We start from the raw sequence: 22246 nt of genomic DNA on the forward strand, positions 1-22246 counted from the left end.
TCTGGCCGGTGGAGCTTGCCTTCGGCTTTGTTCCACCGGCCAGTCAGGCACTCGCGTGACGGTTGAGGTTGGTGGGTCCTAGCCTCAGGGCTATGGATTGGGTGCAGCGTGTTGTCGGCGTCAACCAGTACACGCGCGCGGGCGAACGTGCGCCGCATAAGCCGTTGCTCATCCTGCACGCGCTGGGGCGCTTCCAGCGGCAGGGGGCCGCGCCGCTGCCGTTCTCGGAGGTCGAGCGCGGGCTCGGGGTCCTGCTGCGCGAGTTCGGGCCGCCGCGCAAGACGAGCCCGGCGTACCCGTTCCACCACCTGACCTCAGACGACCGGATCTGGGTCGTCGAGACGCCCGAGGGCGAAGGCAGTCCCGGCACGAGCCTGCGCGACCTGCGCGCGCCGGGCGTGCGGGGACGGCTGCATCCCGACTTCGCCGAGGCGCTAGGCGGCGACCCCCAGTTGCTGCCGCAGATCGTGCAGGCGGTGCTGGACGCCAACTTCCCGTCCTCGATGCACGCCGACATCCTGGAGGAGACGGGCCTGGACATGGGCCGGGTGACGGTCGTGCGCACGCTGCGTCCCCGCGATCCGGAGTTCCGGGCGCGGGTGCTGGACGCCTACGACCACCGGTGCGCGTTCTGCGGCTACAACGGCTGGCTGGGCGGCGCGTCGGTCGGCGTCGACTCGGCGCACCTGCGCTGGCACGCCCACGGCGGCCCGGACGACCTGGGCAACGGCCTGTGCCTGTGCGCGCTGCACCACCGCCTGCTGGACCGGGGCGTGCTCGGCCTGACCGGAGAGCGCACGATCGCGGTCTCCGGCGGGTTCAGCGGCGCGGGGGCCGCCACCGCGACGTTCGTGCACGAGCTGTCGGGACGGCCGGTCGCCGAGCCGCGGTCCGGTGGGCGCGCGGTCGAGGAGACGCACATCGACTGGCACACGCGGCAGGTGTTCCGGCGTCCGGCGGCCTGATCAGAGCACCCCGGCCCTGTCGACCGTCGAGGCGAACGCGGGCAGGTAGCCGAGCCGGTGCCCCCGGGCCGTCGGGTGGTAGGAGTCGGCGAGCGGCACGGTGACCGAGGCGATCCAGCCCTGCCCGGAGCACAGCTCGTGCCCGGCGAACTCGTCGCGCACGTCGGAGAAGGTGAACCTGGACCGCTCGGCGGCGTCTTCGATCACGTCGTTCAGGTCGTCGGCGGCCTTGTTGAGCGTGGCGCGCTTGGTGGCGTTGAGCCCGACGCAGACGGGGGTGTGCGTGTAGAGGCGCGGGTAGCCGAGCACGACGACGCGGGCGGAGGGGGCCTTCGTGCGGATCGCGCCGTAGACGGCGTCGAGGCGTGCGGGGAGCGTGTCGCGCATGATGATGCGCGATTGGGCGACGGCGGCGCTGCAGGCGTCGGTGGAGCGGAGCACGCAGGTCTCCATGACGCGGGCGAAACCGGCGTCGTTGCCGCCCACGGTGATGCTGACGAGGGTCGTGCTGGCCCGCAGCGCGCCGAGCTGACCGTCGCGCACGCTCTGCGTCGTGGCGCCCGCGCAGGCGACGAACGCCAGGGTGCCGCCGTGCGCCTGGGACCACAGCCGGGGATAGGCGTTGGCGCTGCGGCGGCAGGTGCCCGCCTCGTAGGAACCGGCTCCGGCGCCGGAGGAGTAGGAGTCGCCGAGCGCGGCGTACTCGACGCCGTCCGCCCGCGCGGCACCGGTCACGACCATCGAACCGCCGACGAGGACGCCGACCAGCAACGCGCGCATCTGTACTCCGAGCTCCGGACGGAAGGGAACCGAACCGGTTATATCCCAGAGCCGAAAGCGCGTCCCGACAATACCCGGCGTCCTTGTTCTTTCTTTTTCCTAACCCGCCCTAACGCGAGTCGTTCATCACCCGAAGGCCACGGCAACGTCGCCGCGCAGCCGCTTCCACAACACCCCTGACTCTGCCTCCAGGTTTCGGTCAACCCCATTCTCCCGGCCTCAATCGGACATCTCAGGAGAACCATCAGCCTCAGGCGACCCCCTACGATCACGCCTCGAACCCCGCTGATCTTCCCGGAGGACCCCCGTGCCGACTCCGCCCCGCGTCTACGGCCCCGGCCACCCGTTCGCCGACCTGCCGGACGACGTCCTGCTGATCTCCCCGAGCCGGATGGTGCACGTCCCGGGCGGCTGCGACCACTACCCGCGCACGGCCGAGCAGGCGACGTTGTGGGGCTGGATCAGCGACCCCGAACCGGGCCTGTGGAACCGGATCGGCCCGTCCCACCCGGTCCGGGCGAACGGCGGGAACACGGACCTGACCTCGGAACGACGCTGCGCGACCTGCGTCAGCGCGACCTGAGCTCAGACGCCCGGATACCGCCGGAACCAGGTGCCGCCTTCCGGCGTCCCGTCGCCGAACTGCACGGCGAAGTCGTCGGCCAGCGCCGAGATCGTCCCGCGCCCCTCCACGTCCGCGACCCAGTCCCCTGGCAGCCTGACGTCACCATCCCGCGCGCCGATCAGATTCCCGCAGATCGATCCGGTGGAGTCGCTGTCACCCGAATGGTTGACCGACAACAACAGTGCCTTGCGCGCCTCCCCCGGCTCAACGAGCGCACAGTAGACGCCCATCGCAAGCGCTTCCTCAGCCACCCAGCCCTCCCCCAACGTCTCCAGCTTTTCCGGAGAGGGAGCGCCCTGCGCGGCCAGATCAAGAGCCTTTCGCAAAGCCACGGCGGTCTCCTCATGGGCGCGATAACCCCGGAGAAGTTCGAGCGTCCGGAGAACCGCTCCCTCCAGCGATTCACGCGCCACCAGATAAGCAACAATGGAGGCAAAAGCCCCGGCGGCGAAATAGCCGGTCGGATGCCCATGGGTGATGCGCGCACAGTCGGCCGCCACTTCAAAGGCGCTCCGCGCGTCCAGCCCGAGCCCGAACGGAGCCGAGCGCATGACCGTCCCGCACCCCTTGGACCCGGGGTTGACGGGCCCCGCCTCCCCCTTGACGACTTCACCGGACCCCGGATGCACGTCAGAAGCGAGCCCGGACAGGCAGGCGTTACCAGGAGCCCGCTGCGCATAGAGCCAGGGAACCTTGCGCAACCACCCCGAACGGACGTGGCCGTCCGAGGGAGGCGGCTCGCTGTGCGACTGGGTATCGAGCCAGCGCAGATAAGCAAGACGCACGACCCCGACGGGATCGCAGACGCCCTTACTGCCGCCACGCACCCGTGCCCGAATCAGCCCCTCAACGGTGAAGAGGGTCATCTGAGTGTCGTCAGTAACGCGCGCGGGCGCGCTCGGAAAGCCGACAACCCCACGCTCGCCGTACTGCGCCCGGATCTGCCCGAGCGAAGAGAACTCGACGGGATACCCCAGCGCGTCGCCGAGCGCCCCACCGAGCAGACACCCTCGCACCCGCGCCCGATACTCCGCCCGCTCCATCCACGACCGCTGCATGCTCATCCCTTCCGAACCTACCGGCACAACCACCACCTTCCCCCGCTGGCAACATCCGGCCACACAAGCCCCCACACCACCTCATATACGTCACTTATCGTTACTTTGAGTAGCGGACCGGAAGAACCCGCGACGACGCGTGGTCCGCCGTTCACGACGAGGCGAGTGAGGACCGATGACGTTCCCGACACAGCCGTATCTGGGTGCCGAACTGGAACCCGGAGACACCGACCGGCTCCTGCGGGTGCTGCGGCTCTTCCTCGCCTCGGGCGAGCAGGTGCGGGCGCTGGTGACGACGGTGAAGGCGCTGCCCACCCTCACCCATGTGGCGGTCACCGACCGTCGGATCGTGGGGTTCGCCGGGTCGGAGCTGGCCAAGGAGGGCTTCCGCCAGCAGACGGCGCTCTCCGACGTCGTGTCGGCCGAGACCCGTCCCTCCTACCAGCAGCGCTTCTTCCTGGTCACGCGTAACACCACCGGCGAGGAGTCCGACTTCGGCGATGTGCCGGGCCAGGACGCGAACAACGTCCTCCAGACCATCCGATCAATGATCAAGCCCCCGCCGCCCGCCGCCCGCCGCCCCGCCTCACCCCGGGCCCTCACCCGCGCCGCCCGGCTGGCACTACAACCCGCCACCCACCTGGCCCACGCCCCCTCCCGGCTGGACCCCGCCGCCCGGCTGGCAGCCCGACCCGTCCTGGCCACCACCGCCCAACGGCTGGCAGTTCTGGCTCCCCGCAACACCTCCAGCCGCTCCCGCCCCACCGCCGCCCGCGCGTCCGGCGATGCCCGCGCATCCGGCGCAGCCCGAGCGGCGGCCGGTGTTCGGCGGCAAGAAGCAGCGCATCGAGGAACTCGAAGCCGAGAACGCCCGCCTGCTCGCCGAACTGACCCGCCTGGGCGCCCTGGAACCCGTCCGGCTCGCCGCCGAGACCGACCGGCTCCGCGCCGAGGTGGCGGACCTACACACGCAGATCGCCGACGAGCGCGCCGAACTGGACCGGGTGCGCAACGGCATCGTCGAGACGCAGGACCTGGCGCTCCTCCAGGAGGCCGGGATCTACGAGTACCAGCACCCGCTCGCCGACGTCGTCGCCTACAAGGCGGAACTGGCCAAGCTGAAGGACCGGATCAAGGCCATGACCCGCGACGGCCAGGCCGTCGTCGGCGCGACGAACTGGACGGTGAACGGCTCGGCGTCCCAGGGCAACAAGATGGTGCGCGACTTCTCCAAGCTGATGTTGCGCGCCTACAACGCCGAGGCCGACAACCTGGTCCGCACGATGCGCCCCTACAAGCTCCAGTCGTCGATCGACCGGCTCGACAAGAGCGCCCAAACGATCGAGCGCCTCGGCAAGACCATGGACATCCGCGTGAGCCCGCGCTACCGCGACCTGCGCATCAGGGAACTCCGCCTCACCGCCGACCACCTGGCCAAGGCCGAGGAGGAGAAGGAACGCATCCGCGAACAACGCGAACGGCAACGCGAAGAAGAGAAAGCCCGCAAGGAGTTCGAGCGCGAGAAGGCGCGCCTCCTCAAAGAACAGTCGCACATGGCGTCCGTGCTCGCCCGCCTGGAGGCCAACGGCGACGAGCAGGGCGCCGCCGAACTGCGCACCAAGCTCGCCGACGTCGAGTCGGCCATCCACGACGTGGAGGGACGCGAGGCCAACACCCGGGCCGGATACGTGTACGTGATCTCCAACATCGGCGCCTTCGGCGAGCGCATGGTGAAGATCGGCCTGACCCGCCGCCTGGAGCCGATGGACCGCGTGCGCGAACTGGGCGACGCCTCGGTCCCGTTCCGCTTCGACGTGCACGCCCTGATCTTCAGCGAGGACGCGGTGTCGCTGGAGAACCGCCTGCACCAGGAGTTCGCGGCCCAACGCGTGAACCAGGTGAACCTGCGCCGCGAGTTCTTCTACGCGACCCCCGCCGAGGTGCGGGACGCGCTCCAACGGATCAGCGGCAACCACCTGCTGCGCTACAGCGAGATCCCCGAAGCCATCGAATGGCGCGCCAGCCGCAACAACGCCGAAGCCTCCTGACCCTAACCTGGCGGGATGCAAGAGATGGAACGGCTGGCACTACGGCTGCGGGACTTCGCCCGAGCCCGGGACTGGGAGCAGTTCCACACACCGAAGAACCTGGCAATGGCACTTTCGGGCGAGGTGGGTGAACTGCTGGCCGAGTTGCAGTGGCTCACGCCGGAGGAGGCGGCGGCGGTCATGGACGACCCCGCCGCCGCCACCCGGATACGGGGCGAACTGGCGGACGTGTTCACCTACCTGGTCCGCCTGGCCGACGTGCTCGGCGTCGACCTCCTGGAAGCCACCCACACCAAGATCGACGAAAACGACCACCGCTACGACGCCGAGAAATACCGAGGCTCCTCCCGCAAGGCTCCTCACCGTCCCGCCCCGAAACGTCAGTGATCGTCGGTAGCCTTCTCCCCTAGAAAGTTGCGGCCCGACGGGCTTCCGGTCATCCGCTCAGCGGTGGCTCCAGGACATGCCCCCATACCGCACGAGGTCTTCGTGCTGCCTGGGGGTAGGTTCCGTGACGGTCTTCCGTCGTACTGCCGAGTCGTTGTCGTCACTGGCCGAGCAGAGGCTGAGCGAGGTGCTCGACGAACACATGCGCATGGCCGCCGGGGTGAAGGTCTCCGCCTCGGAACGGCGCGCATGGGACCGCAGCCTGCCCATCGTGGCGCGGGACCTGATCGACGCGGGGCTCGGCGGGGTCGAGATGCTGATCGAGTACCAGCTCCCGCTCACCAGCAAGCGCGCCGACGTCGTACTGGCGGGGGTCGACCGCCGGACCGGGGACGACGCGTACGTGGTCGTCGAGCTCAAGCAGTGGAGCCACGCCGACGTCTGGGAGGACGATCCGCGCAAGGTCCTGGTGCAGAACATGCCCGGCAGGCCCAAACTGCACCCGTCGTTGCAGGCCCGGGGCTACAGCGACTACCTGCTCGACTTCGTCAGGGTGCTGGACGGGCGCGCCGACTCCGTGCACGCCGTCGCCTACCTGCACAACGCCGCCCGCGGGGATGTCAGCGACCTGTACGACGCGGTGCAGGACGACCGGACCAGGCTGTTCACCCAGACCACCCGTGGCGCGTTCCTCGACTACCTGCGGGACCGCTTCGCCCCCGAGTCCGGGGCCCACGCCGCTGACCGGCTGCTGGGAAGCGGGTACCGGCCCTCCAAGCAGCTCCTCAAGGTCGCGGCCAAGGAGATCAGGGAGCGGGAGCAGTTCACGCTGCTCGACGACCAGCGGCTGGCGTACGAGATGGTCCTGCACGCCGTGGACCGGGCCCGCAAGGAGGACTTCAAGTCCGTCGTCGTCATCACCGGCGGTCCCGGCAGCGGCAAGAGCGTCATCGCGCTGTCGCTGCTCGGCGAGCTGTCGCGGAAGGGGTACGGCGTCCTGCACGCGACCGGGTCCAAGTCGTTCACCCAGACGATGCGCAAGTACGTGGCCAAGGGTTCGCCGCGCACCAAGGAACTGTTCAAGTACTTCAACAGCTTCATGACCGCCACCCGCAACGACCTCGACGTGCTGATCTGCGACGAGGCCCACCGCATCCGCGAGTTCTCCCATAACCGGTTCACCCCGGCCACCAAGCGCAGCGGCCTGCCCCAGGTCGACGAGCTGATCGACGCCGCCCGGGTGCCGGTGTTCCTGCTGGACGAGCACCAGGTCGTCCGGCCGGGTGAGATGGGCACGCTGGAGGAGATCCGCTGGCACGCCGAGGCGAAGAACCTGACGGTGCACCACGTGTCGCTGGACGAGCAGTTCCGCAGCGGGGGCAGCCGCAAGTACGAGCAGTGGGTGCTGCGCCTGCTGGGGCTGGAGGACGGCGGCCCCCTGCCGTGGACGGGCGACGACCACTTCGAGGTGGCGCAGGCGGACTCACCCTTCGACCTGGAGGCCGCGCTGCGGGCCAAGCTGGACGACGGCTGCTCCGCCCGGATGACCGCCGGGTACTGCTGGCGGTGGAGCGACCCGACGCCGGACCACACCCTGGTGGCGGACGTGGTGATCGGCGAGTGGGCGCGCCCCTGGAACGTCAAGGGCGACCGGTCGGTCGGCGACGCCCCGCCGAGCGAGCTGTGGGCTACCCGGGAGGGCGGCTTCGGCCAGGTCGGCTGCGTCTACACCGCGCAGGGCTTCGAGTACGACTGGAACGGCGTGGTGCTCGGCCCCGACCTGGTCTACCGCGACGGGCGGATGGTCACCGACCGCTCGCAGAGCAAGGACCCGGCCCTGCGCCCCCGGTCGGTCACCGACGCCCGGGCCGACGAGCTGATCCGCAACACCTACAAGGTGCTGCTCACCCGGGGCATGGTCGGCACGATGATCTACTCCGTGGACGAGGAGACGCAGCGGTTCCTGCGCACACTGCTTCCGTGAGGCGAGTGTCAGGTGGTTCCGGCCATGAAGGCCAAGCCCCCGGTCCAGGTGTCTTCGCAGGCTTCTCCGTGGGACTCGTAGGTCGCGTCGAAGAAGCTGTGCGCGGGGCGCCGGGGTAGGTCGTGAACTCTTGGGGCACGTCGGCCATGTTCAAGGGCTCGTCGAAGCGTGCCGTCGTTTCGGGGGTGACGTGCTCGTCCGTACCGCCGAAAATGCCCAGGATCGAGGCTCCCAAGGTGGCGGCTTTCTGAGTGGGCCCCGAGGGCCTTGCCCAAGGGGTCCGGCCAGCCGTAGAAGCCGATCGCGCCTGTTCCGGATGGTGCCGTCAGGTGGGCGGCCAGGCGGACGTCCTCCGTCGAGGTCAGAGGTAGGGCGCTGACGTCGCCCTGGCCGGGACCGCCCGCCCGGAAGACGGGTCGCGCACCAGCGTCGAAGGCGGTCTTCAATGACCTATTCCTCGCCTCCCCAAGCCCAGCCGGGATGCGTTTGTTTGCCATCTCAGTACATACGCCTACAAATGGCCACGCTGATAGCGCTGGTGCTGTTCGGCCAGGTCCGGGGTCGGCAGGTTCGGCCAGCGGGAGAGTGCCCCCGTGTCGCGATCGACCACGAGCACGCCCTCGAAGGCAACGGCGCGCACAGCGAAGCCCGTGCCGAACTCCTCCACCGTGAGAGGCCGTGGGGAACCGCACTGCTCGGCGAACCACCGGTCCGCGCGCCGCCATGCTTCGGCGCGATCGACAGGAGCGAAGCGCACCCGGTAGGCGGTGAGGAGTTCGGCGACGGCGGCCACCGTGCGGCACTGGGGCCTGCCGCATCCCAGGCACAGGGGCACACCGTACGGATCATGGCCGGGACGGTGGACGCGCAGCACGGTCAGGAGCGCCGCTGCGAACGCCAGCGTCAATCCGCGCGCTTCGCGGACGAAGGCTGCGTCCTGAGGAGCGAGTCCGTTGCCGGCGAGGAGGACGTCGGCGATCCGGGCGTTGTCGGCGCGCATCGCGATGGCCATCGCGGACTGGACACGGTCGGTGGTCTGCCGATGCAGCGCCGCCGGGGTCATGCCGCGCTGGTTCACGAGGCGTCCTTGTCGGTGAAGACGGCGGCGACGGTACGGGCGTGCTCGTTGCCGAACCAACCCCAGCCCACGGCGAGGGCGGAGACCATGCGCAGGCCGCGCCCGCACTCGGCGTGCTCGCCGGCGTCGGTCACGGCCGGATCGGAGGAACCGCCCTGGTCCTGGACGGCGATGGTCACCGTCCCTTCCGTACGACCGATCTCGACGGCGAAGACCCCACCGGGCCGACCGGAGCGGGTGTGTCGCAGGGCGTTGACCACCAGCTCGTCCACCGACAGCAGCACATCGTCCAGGACGACGTGCTCGTCGAGCAGCAACGTGACGAACCGTCGCACGGCCGCCGCCTGCGCAGCCTCGCCGGGAAAACTGCGCCGCCAGCGCAACGGCGCCGTCTGCGCGGCAGCAGGGAACATCTCTAGGAACATCGGACACCTCCGGGGGGAAGCCGATGGGACGTCGTGACATGCGCTTTCGTCGCCCCTCTGCGGCTCATCGTCACAAGGCGTCGCGACGCGTGCACGGATATCGGCCGTTCCCGGACGGGTGGCGGGCGATTAGAGCGGACGTCCCACGAACGGCCGCGTCGTGCACGTTCGGTATGCGGACGTTCGGGTGGCGAACGTCCGCGCCGCGAACGTTCAAATTTCACGACCGCCGCGATGACCTGCGGATTCAAATCGGAAGCGACCGCAAGCGGCCAACCGATTGCCGATCTCAGGCCGTTGCCGAAAGTTGGAGGGCCAGCACGTTCCGTAGCAAGGTCCGATCAAGGGAGACCGGACATGCCCAGTCCTTTCGTCCGCCGCCGGCGACTGGCCGCGGCCATTCGCAAGGTCCGCGAGGACCGCGACATGACCGCCGACGAGCTCGCCCGCCGTGTCTACCGGTCACGCGCGCAGATCACCCGATTGGAGACCGGACAGTGCCGCCCTGATCTCGCCCATCTCATGGACATCCTCGATGTCCTGGAGATCACCGGCCGCCAGCGCAACCAGCTCATCCGGCTGGCCCGGGACGCCGCCGAGCGCGGCTGGTGGGACTCCTTCGGCGACACAATGGGGCCGAGGCAGAAGCTGTACGCCGACTTGGAGTCGGCTGCGGACACGATCCGCGAGTACAGCCAGACCGCGATGCCCGCCGCGCTACAAACCCCGGAGTTCACACAGGCACTCGTGGAACTCGACACCTGCGAAGGGCCGCTCAGCTACCGGCCAGAACGGATGGCAGAGGCGCGTGCACGCAGACAGGAGCACTTGCTCCAGCCGAACGGCCCCAAGTATGAGGCAGTACTGGACGAGAGCATGATCCACCGCCTCGCCGTGACGTCCGAGGCTAAAGCGACTCAACTCCGTCATCTGATCACGGTGGTTTCCGGCGACGAGCGGATCATCGTTCAGGTATTGCCCAGCGACGTGCCCATCCCTGGCGGTCTCCTGCCAAGGTCGTCTTTTTCTCTCTACACCTTCCCTGAGCGCAGCGACCCGCCCTTGGCTGTGGTTGATACCGTCACCACTGACCTCGTACTCGACCAGCGCAAAGACCTAGGCCGCTACGTCACGATGTACGACCGGCTCCGCAAGGCCGCCCTGTCTCCCGCCAACAGTCTCTCCTTTCTCAGCGAGCTAGCCGCCCGGCTCTCCGAGCAGACAGGATCGGAGACATGACCAAGCACTACACAAGCTGGCGCAAGTCACGACACAGCGCTCCCGATAGCAACTGCGTCGAAGTGGGGCAGGCGGCAGACGGCACGATCGGTGTTCGGGACTCCAAGGCCGACCTATCCGCATCACCGCTGGAACTCACCCGCTCGCAGTGGGCGTCCGTTCTCGCCGAACTCCGCGCCCGATAGCAACAAACGCGTCCGGTCCACCCGCCGATCTAGAGCGGGTGGACCGGACGCGTCGTCATATCACCGCAGGCTGCGGATCTGGCGGCCGATCTGCGTGTCGGGGAACAGCAGGGCGTCGGCGACCCGGCCTCCGGCGTTCTTCGAGCAGGCCCGGCAGCAGCGCGACGATCTCCCGCTCGGCCTGCTCGGGCGTGGCCCCTGCGAGCAGATCCTCCTCCCGGACGGTCGCCGAGGACAGGCCGATGCCGCTGCGGCCGAGAGGGTGGCGACCACCAGCACCCGAGCGCGGACAGGATGATCAACTCAGGGTCGGTCTTGGCGAGCTGCCGCTTGCGGGCCTGGACGAACCGGGAGAAGGGGACGAGCGCTCCCTCGTGCTCGACCTTGAACGAGGCGGCGACGCGGTGCGCGAACCGGCTGCCGAAGCCTCCTTCCGGCGTTGTAGATCATGCTCCCCATTCCTGCCGGTAATCGGGGTGGTTCTCGTAGACGCTGGCGAGCAGCCGGACGGTCGTGCAGGGGTGGTCGGCCTCGTCGCAGATCGGGCAGCGGCCGATGCCGACGGTGGTACGGCCGCTGTCCAGCGCCTCGCCCTCACCCGAGGTGTGCAGCCGGATGATCTCGGTCCGGGCGGCGATGTCCGCCAGGACTCGTGCCGGATCCTGGCGGCCCAGGAACGCCATGAGTCCGGCGTCGGCGTCCGGCACCAGACGGTGAACGCCGGCGGCGAAGTCCTCGCCGGACTGGGCGGCCCGAGCGAGGCTTTCTTCCTCCGCCAGACGCTCGTAGAGGAATTCCACCGGGTCCTTCTCGCGCACCGGGCCGTCTTCCGTGCCGGGTTCGATGGGGCGCACGCCCAGCGCGGGCGGGTGGCTCTTGCCCTCGGGCCTGACGAACTCGCCCAGGAACGCGACCCGCTGCCCCTTCTCCAGTTCGGTGCGGCCGCCGACGAGCTGGCCCCGGGAGACGAACCAGCTGCGTTTCAGGTCGTCCTGCACGAAGCCGTATTCCTGCCCGGGGTCCCACCGGTTGACGGTGCCGCGCCGGTAGCCGTCCTGGCCGACGCCGTCACCAGGGTCGCCGGACGGGGCGGCGCTCATGAGGGGGTAGGCCAGTACGTAGCCGGGGCGCAATGCATCACCGATCAGCTCGGTCCAGGTGGGAGTGTGGTCGGCGGCGGCGGCCAGGGCACTGGAGCAGGCCAGGTCCCAGCGTTTGCCGTTGGCGTCGAAGAAGGTCACGTCGATGGTGGGCAGCAGCACCTTCACCTCGAAGCGGTGCAGCCGCTCCACAAGCGGCACGAAGTCGGCGTCGCCGGTGATGAGCGCGACCACGTCCAGTGGCGCGGTCACCGCCTGCTGGAAGGTCTCCAGCGCCAGGTGGACGTCGGCGCCCTTCTCCTGCGCGGCGTTCACCGTCACGTCGTGCCGCATGACGCCCTCGTTGTCCAGGACGGCGTCGAACGGGTTGGGCGCGTCTCCGCGCCGTCCCCGCACGAAGTGCTTCTGGGTGATGACGATGCCGTCGAGCGGGCGGCCGGTCTTCTGCGCCAGATACCAGCGCAGCATGTCGTGCACGCCCTGGAGCGCGAGCCCCGAGCGCCACGTCGAGTGGTTGGCGAAGTAGCTGGACAGGTGGTGGAACCAGCCGCCGTCGTAGAAGACACCGATCCGGGTCTCCCCCGTGGGGGGCGGCGGTCGATCCCAGCCGCTCATGTCTTCCCCTCCGGCACGTGTCGTGGGGTGACGACGGCGATGGCGGTGCGGAACACCACGTCCTCCTCGCGGACAAACTCCGACACGCCTACCGCGCGGGTCATGTAGCCGTCGGGGTTGGCGGGCGTGCAGGTACGTACCGTCCATTCGGCGTTGCGGGCCTTGATCCGCGCGCCGGGGCGAAAGGCGCAGCCTCCTGCCTGCCGGTCTCCACTGCTGCTCCTTTGCTCCTTGGCCGGGGTGTTCCATCGTAGAACCGGTGGTCAGAGCCTGGGACCACGTTGGTAGGCGGTGCACAGGTCATCGGACGGCCGGTGAAGGCGGGGAGTCGCGTGACGTGCCGGTCGGGGTCCTGCCCCCGGGATGTCGGCGGCCCGACGGGCAGGACTGTGACGGCGGCGTCCTCTGTTCAGTCGCGCAGGCGGGCGGCGGTTTCGGTCAGGTCGAACGCCTTCGGGTCGATGGGGCCGCCCGTCCACTCCAGCCTGTCGGCGTGATCGGGATGGGTCGGGTCGGAGAGGACTTCGAGAAGGTCGGCGTAGCCCCAGGGGCCGCCGCAGTCTTCGGGCGGGCAGGCTCCGGTCCCGGCGATGACGCGTGGGAGTTCGGTGTCCGGGGTGGTGCCGCGGATCTCCTCGGTTTTGATCTCGTGTCGCCAGCCGTCGCCGAAGTCGTACTCGTAGATCAGCCGGGAATCCTTGCGCGGCAACGCCTCGGCGACGGTGATGTGGTTCTCGTCGGCGAAGCCGAGTTCCAGGCCAGGGGTTCCGTAGCGGTGGCCGTCCGTCTCGAACGCGTGCAGGTGCGCGTTCTCCCAGCCCATGGCGGCCTGGACGATGGTGTGCAGCTCGCCGAGAGTGGTCGGACCGGGCACCTCGATCGTCCGCTGGACCGGTGGTTCGACGTCCAGCAAGGTGATGGTCAGCCGGTGCGCTCTGCTGCTCTGCATGGTGCTCGGGCCTTTCCGGACGGGGGTTGTGCAGGGATGGAGCCGGTCCGGCGGCAGGATATGGCAGAGGGTGACGGAGGCTCGGCGTTTTTACCCGCAAGGCGGCGTACGGTGGTTAATCGTGGACAGAGAGGGACGGACGTCGGGAGCCGGTGGGAGCGTCCGGGAGGAGTCCGTCGCCGTTGAGGACGGCCTGGGCGCTCTTGCGGGCGGTGACGCGGAGCTGGAGCGGCTGGCCGCCTACACGTATCTGACCGTGCCGGAGCGGGCCGGTTACCTGGCCGTCATGCGCGTGTTCACCTCGACGTTGCTGGCCGATCTGTCCGCGCACGACGTGGCCGGGCGGCTCGGCGGCGGCGCCTCCGTGGAGACGGTGGCGACGCGGCTGGCGCAGCTCGCCCAGTGGGGCAACCTGGTGCTCAGTTCGCGGCCCGTGAAGGCGGGCAGCATCCGCGAGTACCACCGGGTGCGGTCGCGGTACCAGCTGTCGGCGCTCGGTGAGCGGGTGCAGCGGCAGGCCGACGAGGTCCTGGCCAGCGCGGACGCCGCGCGGGAGGTCAGCCGGGAGCTGCTGGCGCTGGTCGCGCGGGGGCTGGGCGAGCTGGCGGCGGCCGAGGGCGCGCCCGGCGGCGTCGAGGCGCGGGAGGGGCTGGAGCGGGTCTCGACGCTGTTCGCGCAGTTCGGGGAGTTCGCCGACTCGGTGCGCGACTTCTACGCCTATCTCGGGCAGGTCATCTTCCGGTACGACCTGGACGGCGCGGAGTTCACCGGCTTCAAGGAACTGCTGCTGGACTACACCGAGACGATCACCGACGACGTCACGCACTTCGCGCCGCAGATCCGGGACGCGCTGGACCGGCTGTGGCCGGCGCTGCCCGGGTTGCTGGCGCGGATCGACGCCGCCGATCCGGGGCTCGCGCCGGCGGAGGTGCGGGTGCGGCGCAGCCGGGGGCGGGCGCTGGACGACTGGGCGGGGCTGCGGGCCTGGTTCTTCGACGAGGGCGGCGAGGGCAGCCAGGTCGACCAGCTCCGGGACGCCACGCTCCGGGCGTTGCAGGCGCTGCTGGCCAACGCCAAGCGCATGATCCGCGCGTCGGCGGGCGGGTTGTCGCGGCACCGGGACCTGCTGCGGCTGGCGGGCTGGTTCGACCAGGCCGACGACCAGGCGGCGCACGACCTGTTCGTGGCGGCGTTCGGGCTGTACGGGGCGCGGCATCTGGGGCTGGCGGGCGACGCCGACCGGGACGTCCCGGCGACGGTGAGCTGGTGGGAGGACGAGCCGATCACCGTGCCGGTCGCGCTGCGCGACCGCGGATCGCGGGCGTCGCGCGGGCGCACCTCGGGGCCGGAGGACTACACCGCACAACGTGACCGGCTGCGGCGGGAGGCCGAGGAGCAGACGCGGCGGCAGCGGGCGGCGGCGGCCGAGCTGCGGGCCGCCGGGCCGGACCTGGCGGGGGTCCGCCTGTCGGAGGCGGCGATGCGGCTGCTGCTGGACCTGCTGGCGCGGGCGCTGGCGGGGGCCGGTCCGGGATTCGCGACGGCCGACGCCGTGGACTTCGATCTGGACGTGCGGCTGGAGCTGGTGCGGACGGCAGGGGGCGGTTCGGTGGTGCGGGGCGCGGAGGGTGATCTGGAGCTGGACCGTATGGCGGTGCGGGTCGGTGGGGCGGCCGGGGAACCGGCGCGGGCGAGCGAGGAGCCCGCGTGAGCGACCTGGCCGCCGATCTGGCCGCCGAGCGGCGCGCGGCGGCGCGGCTGCTGCTGCGCTGCCCGCTGGTGACGGCGACGTCGCATCCGGAGGAGTTCCCCCTGGTGCGGCGGCACGCCGACGAGCTGGCCAAGCAGTTCGAGCAGGTGCTGGGCTACCGGCTGGTCGTGGAGCCGGGGTTCGCGCGGCTGCTCAAGGCCGGGCTCGGGCACGGCGGCGGGCGGCGGCTGGAGCGGGCTTCGGGCACGCCGTTCACGCCCCGGACCTACGCGTATCTGGCGCTGGCGCTGGCGGTGCTGGTGACCGCGCCCGAGCAGTTGTTGTTGTCGGAGGTCGTGACGCGGGTCCGGGCGGCGGCGGCCGAGGCGCGGGTCGATCTGGGCGAGCCGAACCGGGCCGTCGAGAGGCGGGCGCTGGTGGCGGCGCTCAGGCGGCTCATGGCGTGGCGGGTGCTGGCCGAGGACGAGGGGTCGGTGGAGGCCTACGCCGGGGACGGCGCGGCCGAGGTGCTGCTGACGGTGGACCGGGAGATCGCGCGGCGGCTGGTGAGCGGCCCGATCGGGCGGGCGTCGTCGCCCGGCGAGCTGATCGACCTGGCCGCCGCCTCCGAGCACGCCGGGCCCCGGCACACGGTGCGGCGGCGGCTGGTGGAGACGCCGGTGGTGTACGTCGCCGGGCTGGACGAGCGGGAACGCGACTGGCTGCGCCGCAACCAGCGGCGGGAGCAGCGGATCTTCGAGGAGTTCCTCGGGCTGGACGCCGAGATCCGGGCCGAGGGCGTGGCGCTGGTCGATCCGCAGGGTGAGCTGAGCGACCTGGAGTTCCCCGGCACCGGCACGGTCGCATGGGCGGCGTTGCTGCTGGTGGGAGAGCTCGCGCGGCGGTGGCGCGACGCGTGGGTCACGGTGGAGGTCGTCGATCTGGTGTTGGCGGAGCTGGTGGAGCGGCACCGGCGGGCCTGGGCCGCGCAGTACGTCGAGTCGCCCGAGACGCTGCGGCACGCGGTGCTGGAGTTGCTGGAACGGATGTCGCTGGCCGAGCACGGGGAGGACGGATGGCGGTTGTCGCCCGCGGCGGCCCGGTACGCGCCGGAGGTGAGGGACAGGTGAGGCCGCTGTCGCGTGCCCCGCACCGGTTCCGGTTGTCGCGCGCCGGGATCCACCAGGTCTGGCAGTACGACGAGGTGTTCCTGTTCGGCGACGGCCGGTTGCTGCTGCGCGGCAAGAACGGCGCGGGCAAGTCCAAGGCGCTGGAGATGTTGCTGCCGTTCCTGCTGGACGGCGACACCCGCAAGCTGGACGCGGCCGGGGGCGGCAAGACCACGTTGAAGTGGCTGATGCTGGACGGATGGTCCGGCGGCACCAACCGGCTCGGCTATCTGTGGGTGGAGTTCGCCCGCACCGACGAGGAGGGCCGTGCGGAGCGGGTCACGGTCGGCGCGGCGGTGCGGGCGTCGACGTCCACCGGCGACGCGCGACCGCTGTTCTTCGTCACGCGCCGCGCGGTCGGCGACGGCGACGGCGAGCTGCCGCTGCACGACCCGGCGCGGCGGCCGTCGCCCGCGCAGTTGCGGGACCTGGTGGGGGCCGACAACTGCTTCGACCGGGCCGCCGACTACCGGGCGCGGGTGGCGCGGGAGCTGTTCGGGCTGACCGACCTGGCCCGCTACCGCAACCTGGTGCACCTGCTGTACGGGCTGCGGCGGCCCACGATCGGCGACCGCATCGAGTCGGGCGGGCTGGTCAAGGTGCTGGGCGACGCGCTGCCGCCGCTGGACGACGAGGTGATCGACAACGTCGCCCGCAACCTGGACGACCTCGACACGGTGCGGGCGGAGCTGGCGCGGCTGGAGCGGACCGACACCGCGCTCACCACGTTCCTGACCGCCTACCGGGGCTACCTGCGCGGGGTGCTGCGCGGTCGGGTCCAGCAGGTGCACGACGGGCTGGGCGAGCTGCGGACGCGGCGGCGCGAGGCCGGGAACACCGAGCGCCTGTTCGGCGAGGCCAGGACTCGGGAGGAGGAGACCGCCGAGGCGCTGGAGACGGTGGACCAGGCCCGCGACGCCGCCGACGCCGATCTGCGCGCGATCCAGGAGAGCGCCGCGTACGGGGCGTTGAAGGACCTGCGGGAGAAGCGCACGACGGTGCGGGCGTTGCGGGACTCGGCGCACAACGCGTGGGGCGCGGCCGACCTGGCGCGGCGCGGGGAGCAGGCGGCCGCCGAGCGGCTGACCGGCGAGTCCGAGCAGATCGGCGGGGAGCTGACGGGCCTGCGCGGCACGCTGCGCGCGGCGCGGCGCGACGCCCGGTCCTGCGGTGTGGACGAGGCGCTGCTGGGCGAGGCGCCCGCCGCCCGGGCCGCGGCGCTGGCGGCTCCGGCCGTCGAGACGCTCACCGACGCCGACGAGCGGGACCACCGCGTCGAGCGTCCCGGCGCGTCCGCGCTGGACGGGCGGGCCGCCGAGGAGCTGGCCGCCTGGGGCGCGCGGCTGGGCGAGGCCGGGCAGGCGGTCAAGGGGCGGCAGCGCGCCGCCGCCGTCCTGGCGGGCGAACTCGCCAAGGTCGCCGACGCCGAGGGCCGCGCGAGGCTGCTGGGGCAGGACGCCGACCGGCTCGACGGCCAGCTCGGCGAGGCCCGTGACCGCGAGCGGCGGCGGGGCGACCATCTCGTGCGCACCGGTGACGACTACGCCGCACGGGTGCGGGAGTGGGCGCGGCGGCTGCCCGAGGCCGCGCCGCTGGCGGCGCTGGTCGCGCCGGGGGCCGGTGAGGGGCCGGTCACCGAGCGGGCGCTGCCGCGTGAGACGCCCGATGCGGTCGAGCGCGCCGCCCACGAGGCCGCCGAACCGGTGCTGGCCACGTGCGAGAACGAACGCGACGACGCCCTGGCCGTGGAGCGCCGCGTGGGCGAGGACCTGACCGCCGCCAAAGCCGAGCGGAGCGATTGGGAGCGGAAGACCGACCCCGAGCCGCCACGTTCCCCGTATGCCACGGCCGCGCACGCGCCCGGCACCGGCGCGCCGCTGTTCCTGCTGCTGGACTTCGCCGCGACGGTGGGCGACGCCGAGCGCGCCGGGCTGGAGGCGGCCTTGGAGGCCGCCGGGCTGCTCAGCGCATGGGTCGCCGCCGACGGGACGGTGCTGGCCGAGCACACCCGCGAGGTGTTGCTGCGCGCGGGCGCTCCGGTGGCCGGGCCGAGTCTGGCCGAGGTGCTGCTGCCCGTCCCCGGACACGGGGTGGGCCGCGAGACGATCGCCGGGCTGCTGGTGTCGATCGGGCTGGGCAACGGTGCTGACGCGGCCTGCTGGGTCGCGCCGGACGGGCGCTGGCGACTGGGCGTGGCGCGCGGCGCGCACGGCAAGGAGCGTGCCGAGTTCGTCGGCGCGGGAGTGCGCGCGGCGACGCGGGAACGCAGGCTGGCCGAGCTGTCGCAGCAGATCGAGGAACTGACGGCGGCCCTGGCGGCGGCGCACGAGACCCGGCTGCGCATCGAGGAACGGCGGGACGCGTTGCGGCTCGCCCTGCGCGAACCGCCCTCCACACGTGAGCTGACCAACGCGTGGGCCGCCTACGACCAGGCGGTCGCCGAGACCGGGCGGCTGTCGGTCGCACTGGGCAAGGCCCGCCGCGAAGCCGAGGGCGCGCGGGCGGAGGCGGTGCGGCTGCGCACCCGCGCCGAGGCGCGGGCGACCGCCGAGGGGCTGCCCGCCGATCCCGAGGCCCTGCGGACGCTCCAGAGCGCGGTGGAATCGCTGCGGTCGGCGATCGGCGTGCTGGTCAAGGAGGCCGAACGGGTACGGGGCCGCGTCGCGGGCCACGCACGGACCCGTGCCGCCTGGAAGGAGGCCTGCGACTCCCGGAGCGGAGCCGAGATCCAGTACGGGTCCACTCTGGCAGCGCTGGTCGCCGCGCGTCGCGAGCTGGCGCTGCTGGAGGAGACCATCGGGGCCGACGAACAGCAGATCGTCCGCCGCGAGCAGGACGCCCGGCACCGCTTCGAGCAGGCCGCCGCCGCGCTCCCCCGCTTGCGGACAGCGCACGACGCCGCGCGGGAGCAACGGGTCCGCGCCGGAGTGGAGCGCGAACAGGCCGCGGCGAAGCTGACCGAACATGAGCAGACCGTGGTCGGCGGCAGCGCACGGCTGCGGCGGCCGCTGGGGATGCCGGGGCTGGCGCAGGCGGCCGAGCTGGGCGACATCGACCCGGTGCTGCGCGACTTCGACGCCGCCCAGGAGGGCGACGTGCGGACCCGCGTCAACGCGCTGCGGACGCTGGCCGACGCCGTCGCCGAACGGCTGGGGCCACGGGCGGACGACGTGAGCGACTCGGTCATCCTGCGGCGCGGCGAGGAGCTGCGCGACGGCTTGGCCGGAGGCTACGACGCCGGGATGGAGGAGAACGACGGGATCAAGCGGTTCCGGCTGCACGACGACACCGGCACCCACGACGTCGCGGTCGTCGGAGAGCGCATCCGGGCGGCCGCGCAGGAGGCGCGGCGGCGGTTGTCGGCCCGCGAGCAGGAGGTGTTCGAGCGGTACCTGCTGGGCGAGCTGGGCGACCACCTGTCGCGGCAGGTGCTGGCCGCCCACGGCCTGGTGGAGGCGATGAACCGGACGCTCGCCGACGTCCGCTCCTCGCACGGGATCGGGGCGCGGCTGAAATGGGAGCTGGCGGCCGACGCCGGCGCGGAGGTGAGGATGGCCGCCGGACTGCTGCGGCACCCGTCGGCGTTGCGCACGCGCGAGCAGTCGGCGCGGCTGCGGGACGCGTTGCGGCAGCGGATCGAGGAGGCGCGGCTGACCGATCCGTCGGCCGGGTACGCGCTGCACCTGCGCGCCGCACTGGACTACCGGTCCTGGTTCACCTTCACGGTGAAGGTGACCGACGCGGCCCACCCGGAGCGGGAACGGGTGCTCAGCCACCGCACCGCGCTCAGCCAGGGCGAGCAGCGGGTGGTGTCCTACCTGGTGCTGTTCGCGACGGCGGCGGCGCATTTCTCGTCGCTGGCCGGGGCCACGCCGCACGCTCCCCGGCTGATCCTGCTGGACGACGCGTTCGCCAAGGTGGACGAGCCCACCCACGGTCGGCTGCTGGGGCTGCTGGTGGAGCTGGACCTGGACTTCGTCATCACCAGCGAACGGTTGTGGGGCTGTTTCGCCACGGTGCCGAGCCTGCACATCTACGAGTGCCTGCGCGATCCGCGGGTGCGGGGCGTGGCGACGACGCACGTCCACTGGGACGGCAACCGCAGACACCATCTGGCGAGCGTGTGAGGGGGCAGACGCGCGATTGGCTCGACCAGCCCGCGCTGGCGCGGCTCTGGGACGGGCTGCGCGACCGGCTGGAGCGCAACGGGCTCCAGGTGCGGGGGCGGCTGCGGCTGGAGGACGTCGGCCCGGCCGAGCGGGAGGCGCTCGGGCTGCTGCTGGGGCGGCCGTGCACCGGCGACGCCGTGTCGGTGCCGCTGGCCGAGCTGGACGAGCGGTTGCGGACTGGGGCGGCCGAGCGCGGGCTGGTGGAGGTGGTCGCCGCGCTGCGGGGACCGCTGACGAACCGGCCTGAGCGCAGGGACGCCCGCCGGGCCGCCTCGGCGCGGATATGGGCTGTGGCCGAGGACGCGCTTGGCGAGCACGGGCTGGGAGACGCCGACTGGCCGCGGCAGTGGCTGACGGAAGTCCGGCGGGGCGGGGCCCTGGCCCGGCTGGAGGCCGGACGCGCCGAGACGCTGATCGTCCAGGCGGTGCGGGTGGTGGCGCTGCTGGGGGCGCCGGAGGCCCGTACCGGTCGGGGCGAGCTGGCCGAGCGGGTGACCGGCACCGCGCACGGGCTCGACGACGACACCCTGCTGTCCCGGCTCGTGCTGCGCGCCCTGGCTCTCCGGCATGATCGGGAGGTCCCCCGGGACGCGGTGGCCCGGCGGGAGTTGTGGGAGACGGCCGGGGTCGACACCGACCAGGTGTCAGGGACGGTGCTCACCTACGGGCTGGCGCCTCTCGGGGACCACTGGGCCGCTCGGTGGCTGCGGGAACGGTCCCGTGAAGGGGCCGAAACCCATCTGACGGCACGGGATCTACGCCGGATGAGCTGGTGGCTGTCTGCGGGCACCGAGGTCCACGTCTGCGAGAACCCTCGTGTCGTGGAGGCCGCCGCCGACGCGGGATGCACGCGGCCGTTGGTGTGCGTGGCGGGCAACCCGGGGAGCACGGCGCTGGTGCTGCTGGACGCCCTCGGAGCGGCTGGGGCGCGGTTCGCCTACCGGGGCGATTTCGATTGGCCGGGTGTCGCCATCGCCGGGCGGATGATCGGCCGGTACGGTGCGCGGCCCTGGCGGATGGGGGCCGCCGACTACGAGGAGCACGTGGCCGCGGCGCGGCGGAGGGGGACGCCGCTGCTGCCGCTGGTGGGGAACGCGGTCGCGGCGGCGTGGGACCCGGAGCTGACGGCGGCGATGCAGGCCCTGAACGTGGCGGTGCAGGAGGAGTCGGCCCTGGAGCTGCTGGTGGAGGATCTGCGCTGAACCCGGCCGGAAAAAAGAGGGTGGCGCGGGGAGCCTTCCCCCCGGAGGTCCCCGCGCCGTGACAGCGCGCGTGAGCGCGTGTCGTTAAGTTGAACGGTACAGCATCTCGTTTTGTTCCAGGTCAGCGCCTCAGTCGGGTGAGCACCGCCTCGGCCGCTCCCACGGCGCCCGCCGTCAGGAGGGTGGCCCAGTCGAAGTAGTCGCGCCAGAGCGTGATCTTGCCGTCGTGGACCTCGAAGGTGCCGCAGACCCAGAACTTCGCCTTCCAGGGGCCGGCGTGCAGGACGTCGGTCCGTTCGGTCAGGACGGTGGGGCCGTTGGCGGCGATGTTGTGGATGCGCGCCTCGAAGCCCGTGCCGTAGCGGGCCATCGCGCGCAGGGTCTTCTCCACGGCGGGCAGGCCGCGGGCCGGGGGCAGCGGCACGTTCTGGTAGACGATCTCCGGGGCCGCGTAGGTGAGGGCGCGGTCGACGTCCAGTGCCTCCAGCGCCTTCAGGAAGTCGGTCACGGTCTGGATCTCGGTCATGGATCCTCCTTGCCCGGGATCACCACGCTAATGCGATACGCCACAATCAGGC

General features: G+C 71.6%; 18 protein-coding genes and 1 pseudogene. 11 read left to right on the top strand and 8 right to left on the bottom strand.

Annotation, left to right across the window (positions count from 1 at the left end; translation table 11 throughout):
* Positions 1 to 92 precede the first annotated feature (92 nt).
* Positions 93 to 965, top strand: coding sequence for a phosphorothioated DNA-binding restriction endonuclease (locus AH6_RS17235; RefSeq protein ID WP_067480867.1), 873 nt, complete (start codon positions 93 to 95; stop codon positions 963 to 965).
* Here the strand turns inward: AH6_RS17235 and AH6_RS17240 are convergent, their stop codons facing one another.
* Positions 966 to 1745 (bottom strand): SGNH/GDSL hydrolase family protein, encoded by a 780-nt coding sequence (locus tag AH6_RS17240; protein ID WP_067480870.1) that lies wholly within the window; start codon positions 1743 to 1745, stop codon positions 966 to 968.
* 307 nt (positions 1746 to 2052) lie between these two features.
* Here AH6_RS17240 and AH6_RS17245 point away from each other — a divergent pair, with 307 nt between their 5' ends.
* The gene (locus AH6_RS17245; protein WP_083983001.1) at positions 2053 to 2328 is read left to right on the top strand and encodes a hypothetical protein; all 276 of its coding nucleotides are present in this window, start codon (positions 2053 to 2055) and stop codon (positions 2326 to 2328) included.
* Between the two features lie 2 nt (positions 2329 to 2330).
* Here AH6_RS17245 and AH6_RS17250 read toward each other — a convergent pair whose 3' ends face one another.
* The gene (locus AH6_RS17250) at positions 2331 to 3434 is read right to left on the bottom strand and encodes an ADP-ribosylglycohydrolase family protein (RefSeq protein WP_067480873.1); all 1104 of its coding nucleotides are present in this window, start codon (positions 3432 to 3434) and stop codon (positions 2331 to 2333) included.
* Positions 3435 to 4213: 779 nt separating this feature from the next.
* On the opposite strand from AH6_RS17250, the gene AH6_RS17255 reads away from it, so the two are divergent.
* The 3 genes from AH6_RS17255 to AH6_RS17265 all read left to right on the top strand — a co-directional run bounded on the left by AH6_RS17255 (position 4214) and on the right by AH6_RS17265 (position 7847).
* Positions 4214 to 5476, top strand: a complete 1263-nt coding sequence (locus tag AH6_RS17255; protein ID WP_067480876.1) for an SNIPE associated domain-containing protein — start codon at positions 4214 to 4216, stop codon at positions 5474 to 5476.
* A 15-nt stretch (positions 5477 to 5491) separates the two neighbouring features.
* Positions 5492 to 5863, top strand: coding sequence for a nucleotide pyrophosphohydrolase (locus AH6_RS17260; RefSeq protein WP_083983003.1), 372 nt, complete (start codon positions 5492 to 5494; stop codon positions 5861 to 5863).
* Between the two features lie 124 nt (positions 5864 to 5987).
* The gene (locus tag AH6_RS17265; RefSeq protein WP_067480882.1) at positions 5988 to 7847 is read left to right on the top strand and encodes a DUF2075 domain-containing protein; all 1860 of its coding nucleotides are present in this window, start codon (positions 5988 to 5990) and stop codon (positions 7845 to 7847) included.
* Here AH6_RS17265 and AH6_RS47100 read toward each other — a convergent pair.
* From AH6_RS47100 to AH6_RS17275, 3 genes and pseudogenes are all read right to left on the bottom strand, one after another.
* A pseudogene (locus tag AH6_RS47100) lies at positions 7768 to 8106 on the bottom strand (hypothetical protein); the annotation flags it as partial. The gene AH6_RS17265 and the pseudogene AH6_RS47100 overlap by 80 nt on opposite strands.
* A gap of 252 nt (positions 8107 to 8358) precedes the next feature.
* Positions 8359 to 8925, bottom strand: a complete 567-nt coding sequence (locus AH6_RS17270) for an SUKH-4 family immunity protein (RefSeq protein WP_067480884.1) — start codon at positions 8923 to 8925, stop codon at positions 8359 to 8361.
* Positions 8922 to 9350, bottom strand: coding sequence for an ATP-binding protein (locus AH6_RS17275; protein WP_083983005.1), 429 nt, complete (start codon positions 9348 to 9350; stop codon positions 8922 to 8924). The genes AH6_RS17270 and AH6_RS17275 overlap by 4 nt, the downstream gene beginning before the upstream one ends.
* Before the next feature lie 357 nt (positions 9351 to 9707).
* On the opposite strand from AH6_RS17275, the gene AH6_RS17280 reads away from it, so the two are divergent.
* Together AH6_RS17280 and AH6_RS42530 are read left to right on the top strand one after the other, a co-directional pair.
* Entirely contained in the window at positions 9708 to 10589 is an 882-nt protein-coding gene (locus AH6_RS17280; RefSeq protein WP_067480887.1) for a helix-turn-helix domain-containing protein, read from the top strand.
* A complete protein-coding gene (locus AH6_RS42530; RefSeq protein ID WP_083983007.1) occupies positions 10586 to 10774 on the top strand; it encodes a DUF397 domain-containing protein in 189 nt (62 codons plus the stop codon). Before AH6_RS17280 ends, AH6_RS42530 begins: the two co-directional genes overlap by 4 nt.
* Before the next feature lie 446 nt (positions 10775 to 11220).
* Here the strand turns inward: AH6_RS42530 and AH6_RS17285 are convergent, their stop codons facing one another.
* Complete coding sequence (locus AH6_RS17285) at positions 11221 to 12489, bottom strand: DUF6221 family protein (protein ID WP_067480890.1); 1269 nt, start codon at positions 12487 to 12489, stop codon at positions 11221 to 11223.
* Between the two features lie 409 nt (positions 12490 to 12898).
* Positions 12899 to 13438 carry a plasmid pRiA4b ORF-3 family protein gene (locus AH6_RS17290; RefSeq protein ID WP_067480893.1) on the bottom strand — a complete coding sequence of 180 codons (540 nt, stop codon included), beginning with the start codon at positions 13436 to 13438 and terminating at the stop codon, positions 12899 to 12901.
* A 121-nt stretch (positions 13439 to 13559) separates the two neighbouring features.
* On the opposite strand from AH6_RS17290, the gene AH6_RS17295 reads away from it, so the two are divergent.
* Genes AH6_RS17295 through AH6_RS17310 form a run of 4 tightly spaced genes read left to right on the top strand, consistent with a single transcriptional unit; the run spans position 13560 to position 21668 of the window.
* Positions 13560 to 15149 (top strand): TIGR02677 family protein, encoded by a 1590-nt coding sequence (locus AH6_RS17295; RefSeq protein WP_067480896.1) that lies wholly within the window; start codon positions 13560 to 13562, stop codon positions 15147 to 15149.
* Positions 15146 to 16258, top strand: coding sequence for a TIGR02678 family protein (locus tag AH6_RS17300; RefSeq protein WP_067480899.1), 1113 nt, complete (start codon positions 15146 to 15148; stop codon positions 16256 to 16258). Before AH6_RS17295 ends, AH6_RS17300 begins: the two co-directional genes overlap by 4 nt.
* On the top strand, positions 16204 to 20424 hold the full coding sequence (locus tag AH6_RS17305; RefSeq protein ID WP_444978623.1) for a TIGR02680 family protein: 4221 nt from the start codon (positions 16204 to 16206) through the stop codon (positions 20422 to 20424). The genes AH6_RS17300 and AH6_RS17305 overlap by 55 nt, the downstream gene beginning before the upstream one ends.
* On the top strand, positions 20421 to 21668 hold the full coding sequence (locus tag AH6_RS17310; RefSeq protein WP_083983013.1) for a TIGR02679 family protein: 1248 nt from the start codon (positions 20421 to 20423) through the stop codon (positions 21666 to 21668). The genes AH6_RS17305 and AH6_RS17310 overlap by 4 nt, the downstream gene beginning before the upstream one ends.
* A gap of 121 nt (positions 21669 to 21789) precedes the next feature.
* Here AH6_RS17310 and AH6_RS17315 read toward each other — a convergent pair whose 3' ends face one another.
* Positions 21790 to 22194 carry a limonene-1,2-epoxide hydrolase family protein gene (locus AH6_RS17315; protein WP_067480903.1) on the bottom strand — a complete coding sequence of 135 codons (405 nt, stop codon included), beginning with the start codon at positions 22192 to 22194 and terminating at the stop codon, positions 21790 to 21792.
* Between the last annotated feature and the right edge of the window lie 52 nt (positions 22195 to 22246).

Source organism: Actinomadura hibisca NBRC 15177 (assembly GCF_001552635.1).
Lineage (GTDB): Bacteria > Actinomycetota > Actinomycetes > Streptosporangiales > Streptosporangiaceae > Spirillospora > Spirillospora hibisca.

Excerpts from the sequence above, each read along its gene's own strand:
- AH6_RS17235 (WP_067480867.1), top strand. The coding sequence starts at position 93 with ATGGATTGGGTGCAGCGTGTTGTCGGCGTCAACCAGTACACGCGCGCG.
- AH6_RS17240 (WP_067480870.1), bottom strand. The coding sequence starts at position 1,745 with ATGCGCGCGTTGCTGGTCGGCGTCCTCGTCGGCGGTTCGATGGTCGTG.
- AH6_RS17250 (WP_067480873.1), bottom strand. The coding sequence starts at position 3,434 with ATGAGCATGCAGCGGTCGTGGATGGAGCGGGCGGAGTATCGGGCGCGG.
- AH6_RS17255 (WP_067480876.1), top strand. The coding sequence starts at position 4,214 with ATGCCCGCGCATCCGGCGCAGCCCGAGCGGCGGCCGGTGTTCGGCGGC.
- AH6_RS17260 (WP_083983003.1), top strand. The coding sequence starts at position 5,492 with ATGCAAGAGATGGAACGGCTGGCACTACGGCTGCGGGACTTCGCCCGA.
- AH6_RS17275 (WP_083983005.1), bottom strand. The coding sequence starts at position 9,350 with ATGTTCCTAGAGATGTTCCCTGCTGCCGCGCAGACGGCGCCGTTGCGC.
- AH6_RS17280 (WP_067480887.1), top strand. The coding sequence starts at position 9,708 with ATGCCCAGTCCTTTCGTCCGCCGCCGGCGACTGGCCGCGGCCATTCGC.
- AH6_RS42530 (WP_083983007.1), top strand. The coding sequence starts at position 10,586 with ATGACCAAGCACTACACAAGCTGGCGCAAGTCACGACACAGCGCTCCC.
- AH6_RS17285 (WP_067480890.1), bottom strand. The coding sequence starts at position 12,489 with ATGAGCGGCTGGGATCGACCGCCGCCCCCCACGGGGGAGACCCGGATC.
- AH6_RS17290 (WP_067480893.1), bottom strand. The coding sequence starts at position 13,438 with ATGCAGAGCAGCAGAGCGCACCGGCTGACCATCACCTTGCTGGACGTC.
- AH6_RS17305 (WP_444978623.1), top strand. The coding sequence starts at position 16,204 with ATGGCGGTTGTCGCCCGCGGCGGCCCGGTACGCGCCGGAGGTGAGGGA.
- AH6_RS17315 (WP_067480903.1), bottom strand. The coding sequence starts at position 22,194 with ATGACCGAGATCCAGACCGTGACCGACTTCCTGAAGGCGCTGGAGGCA.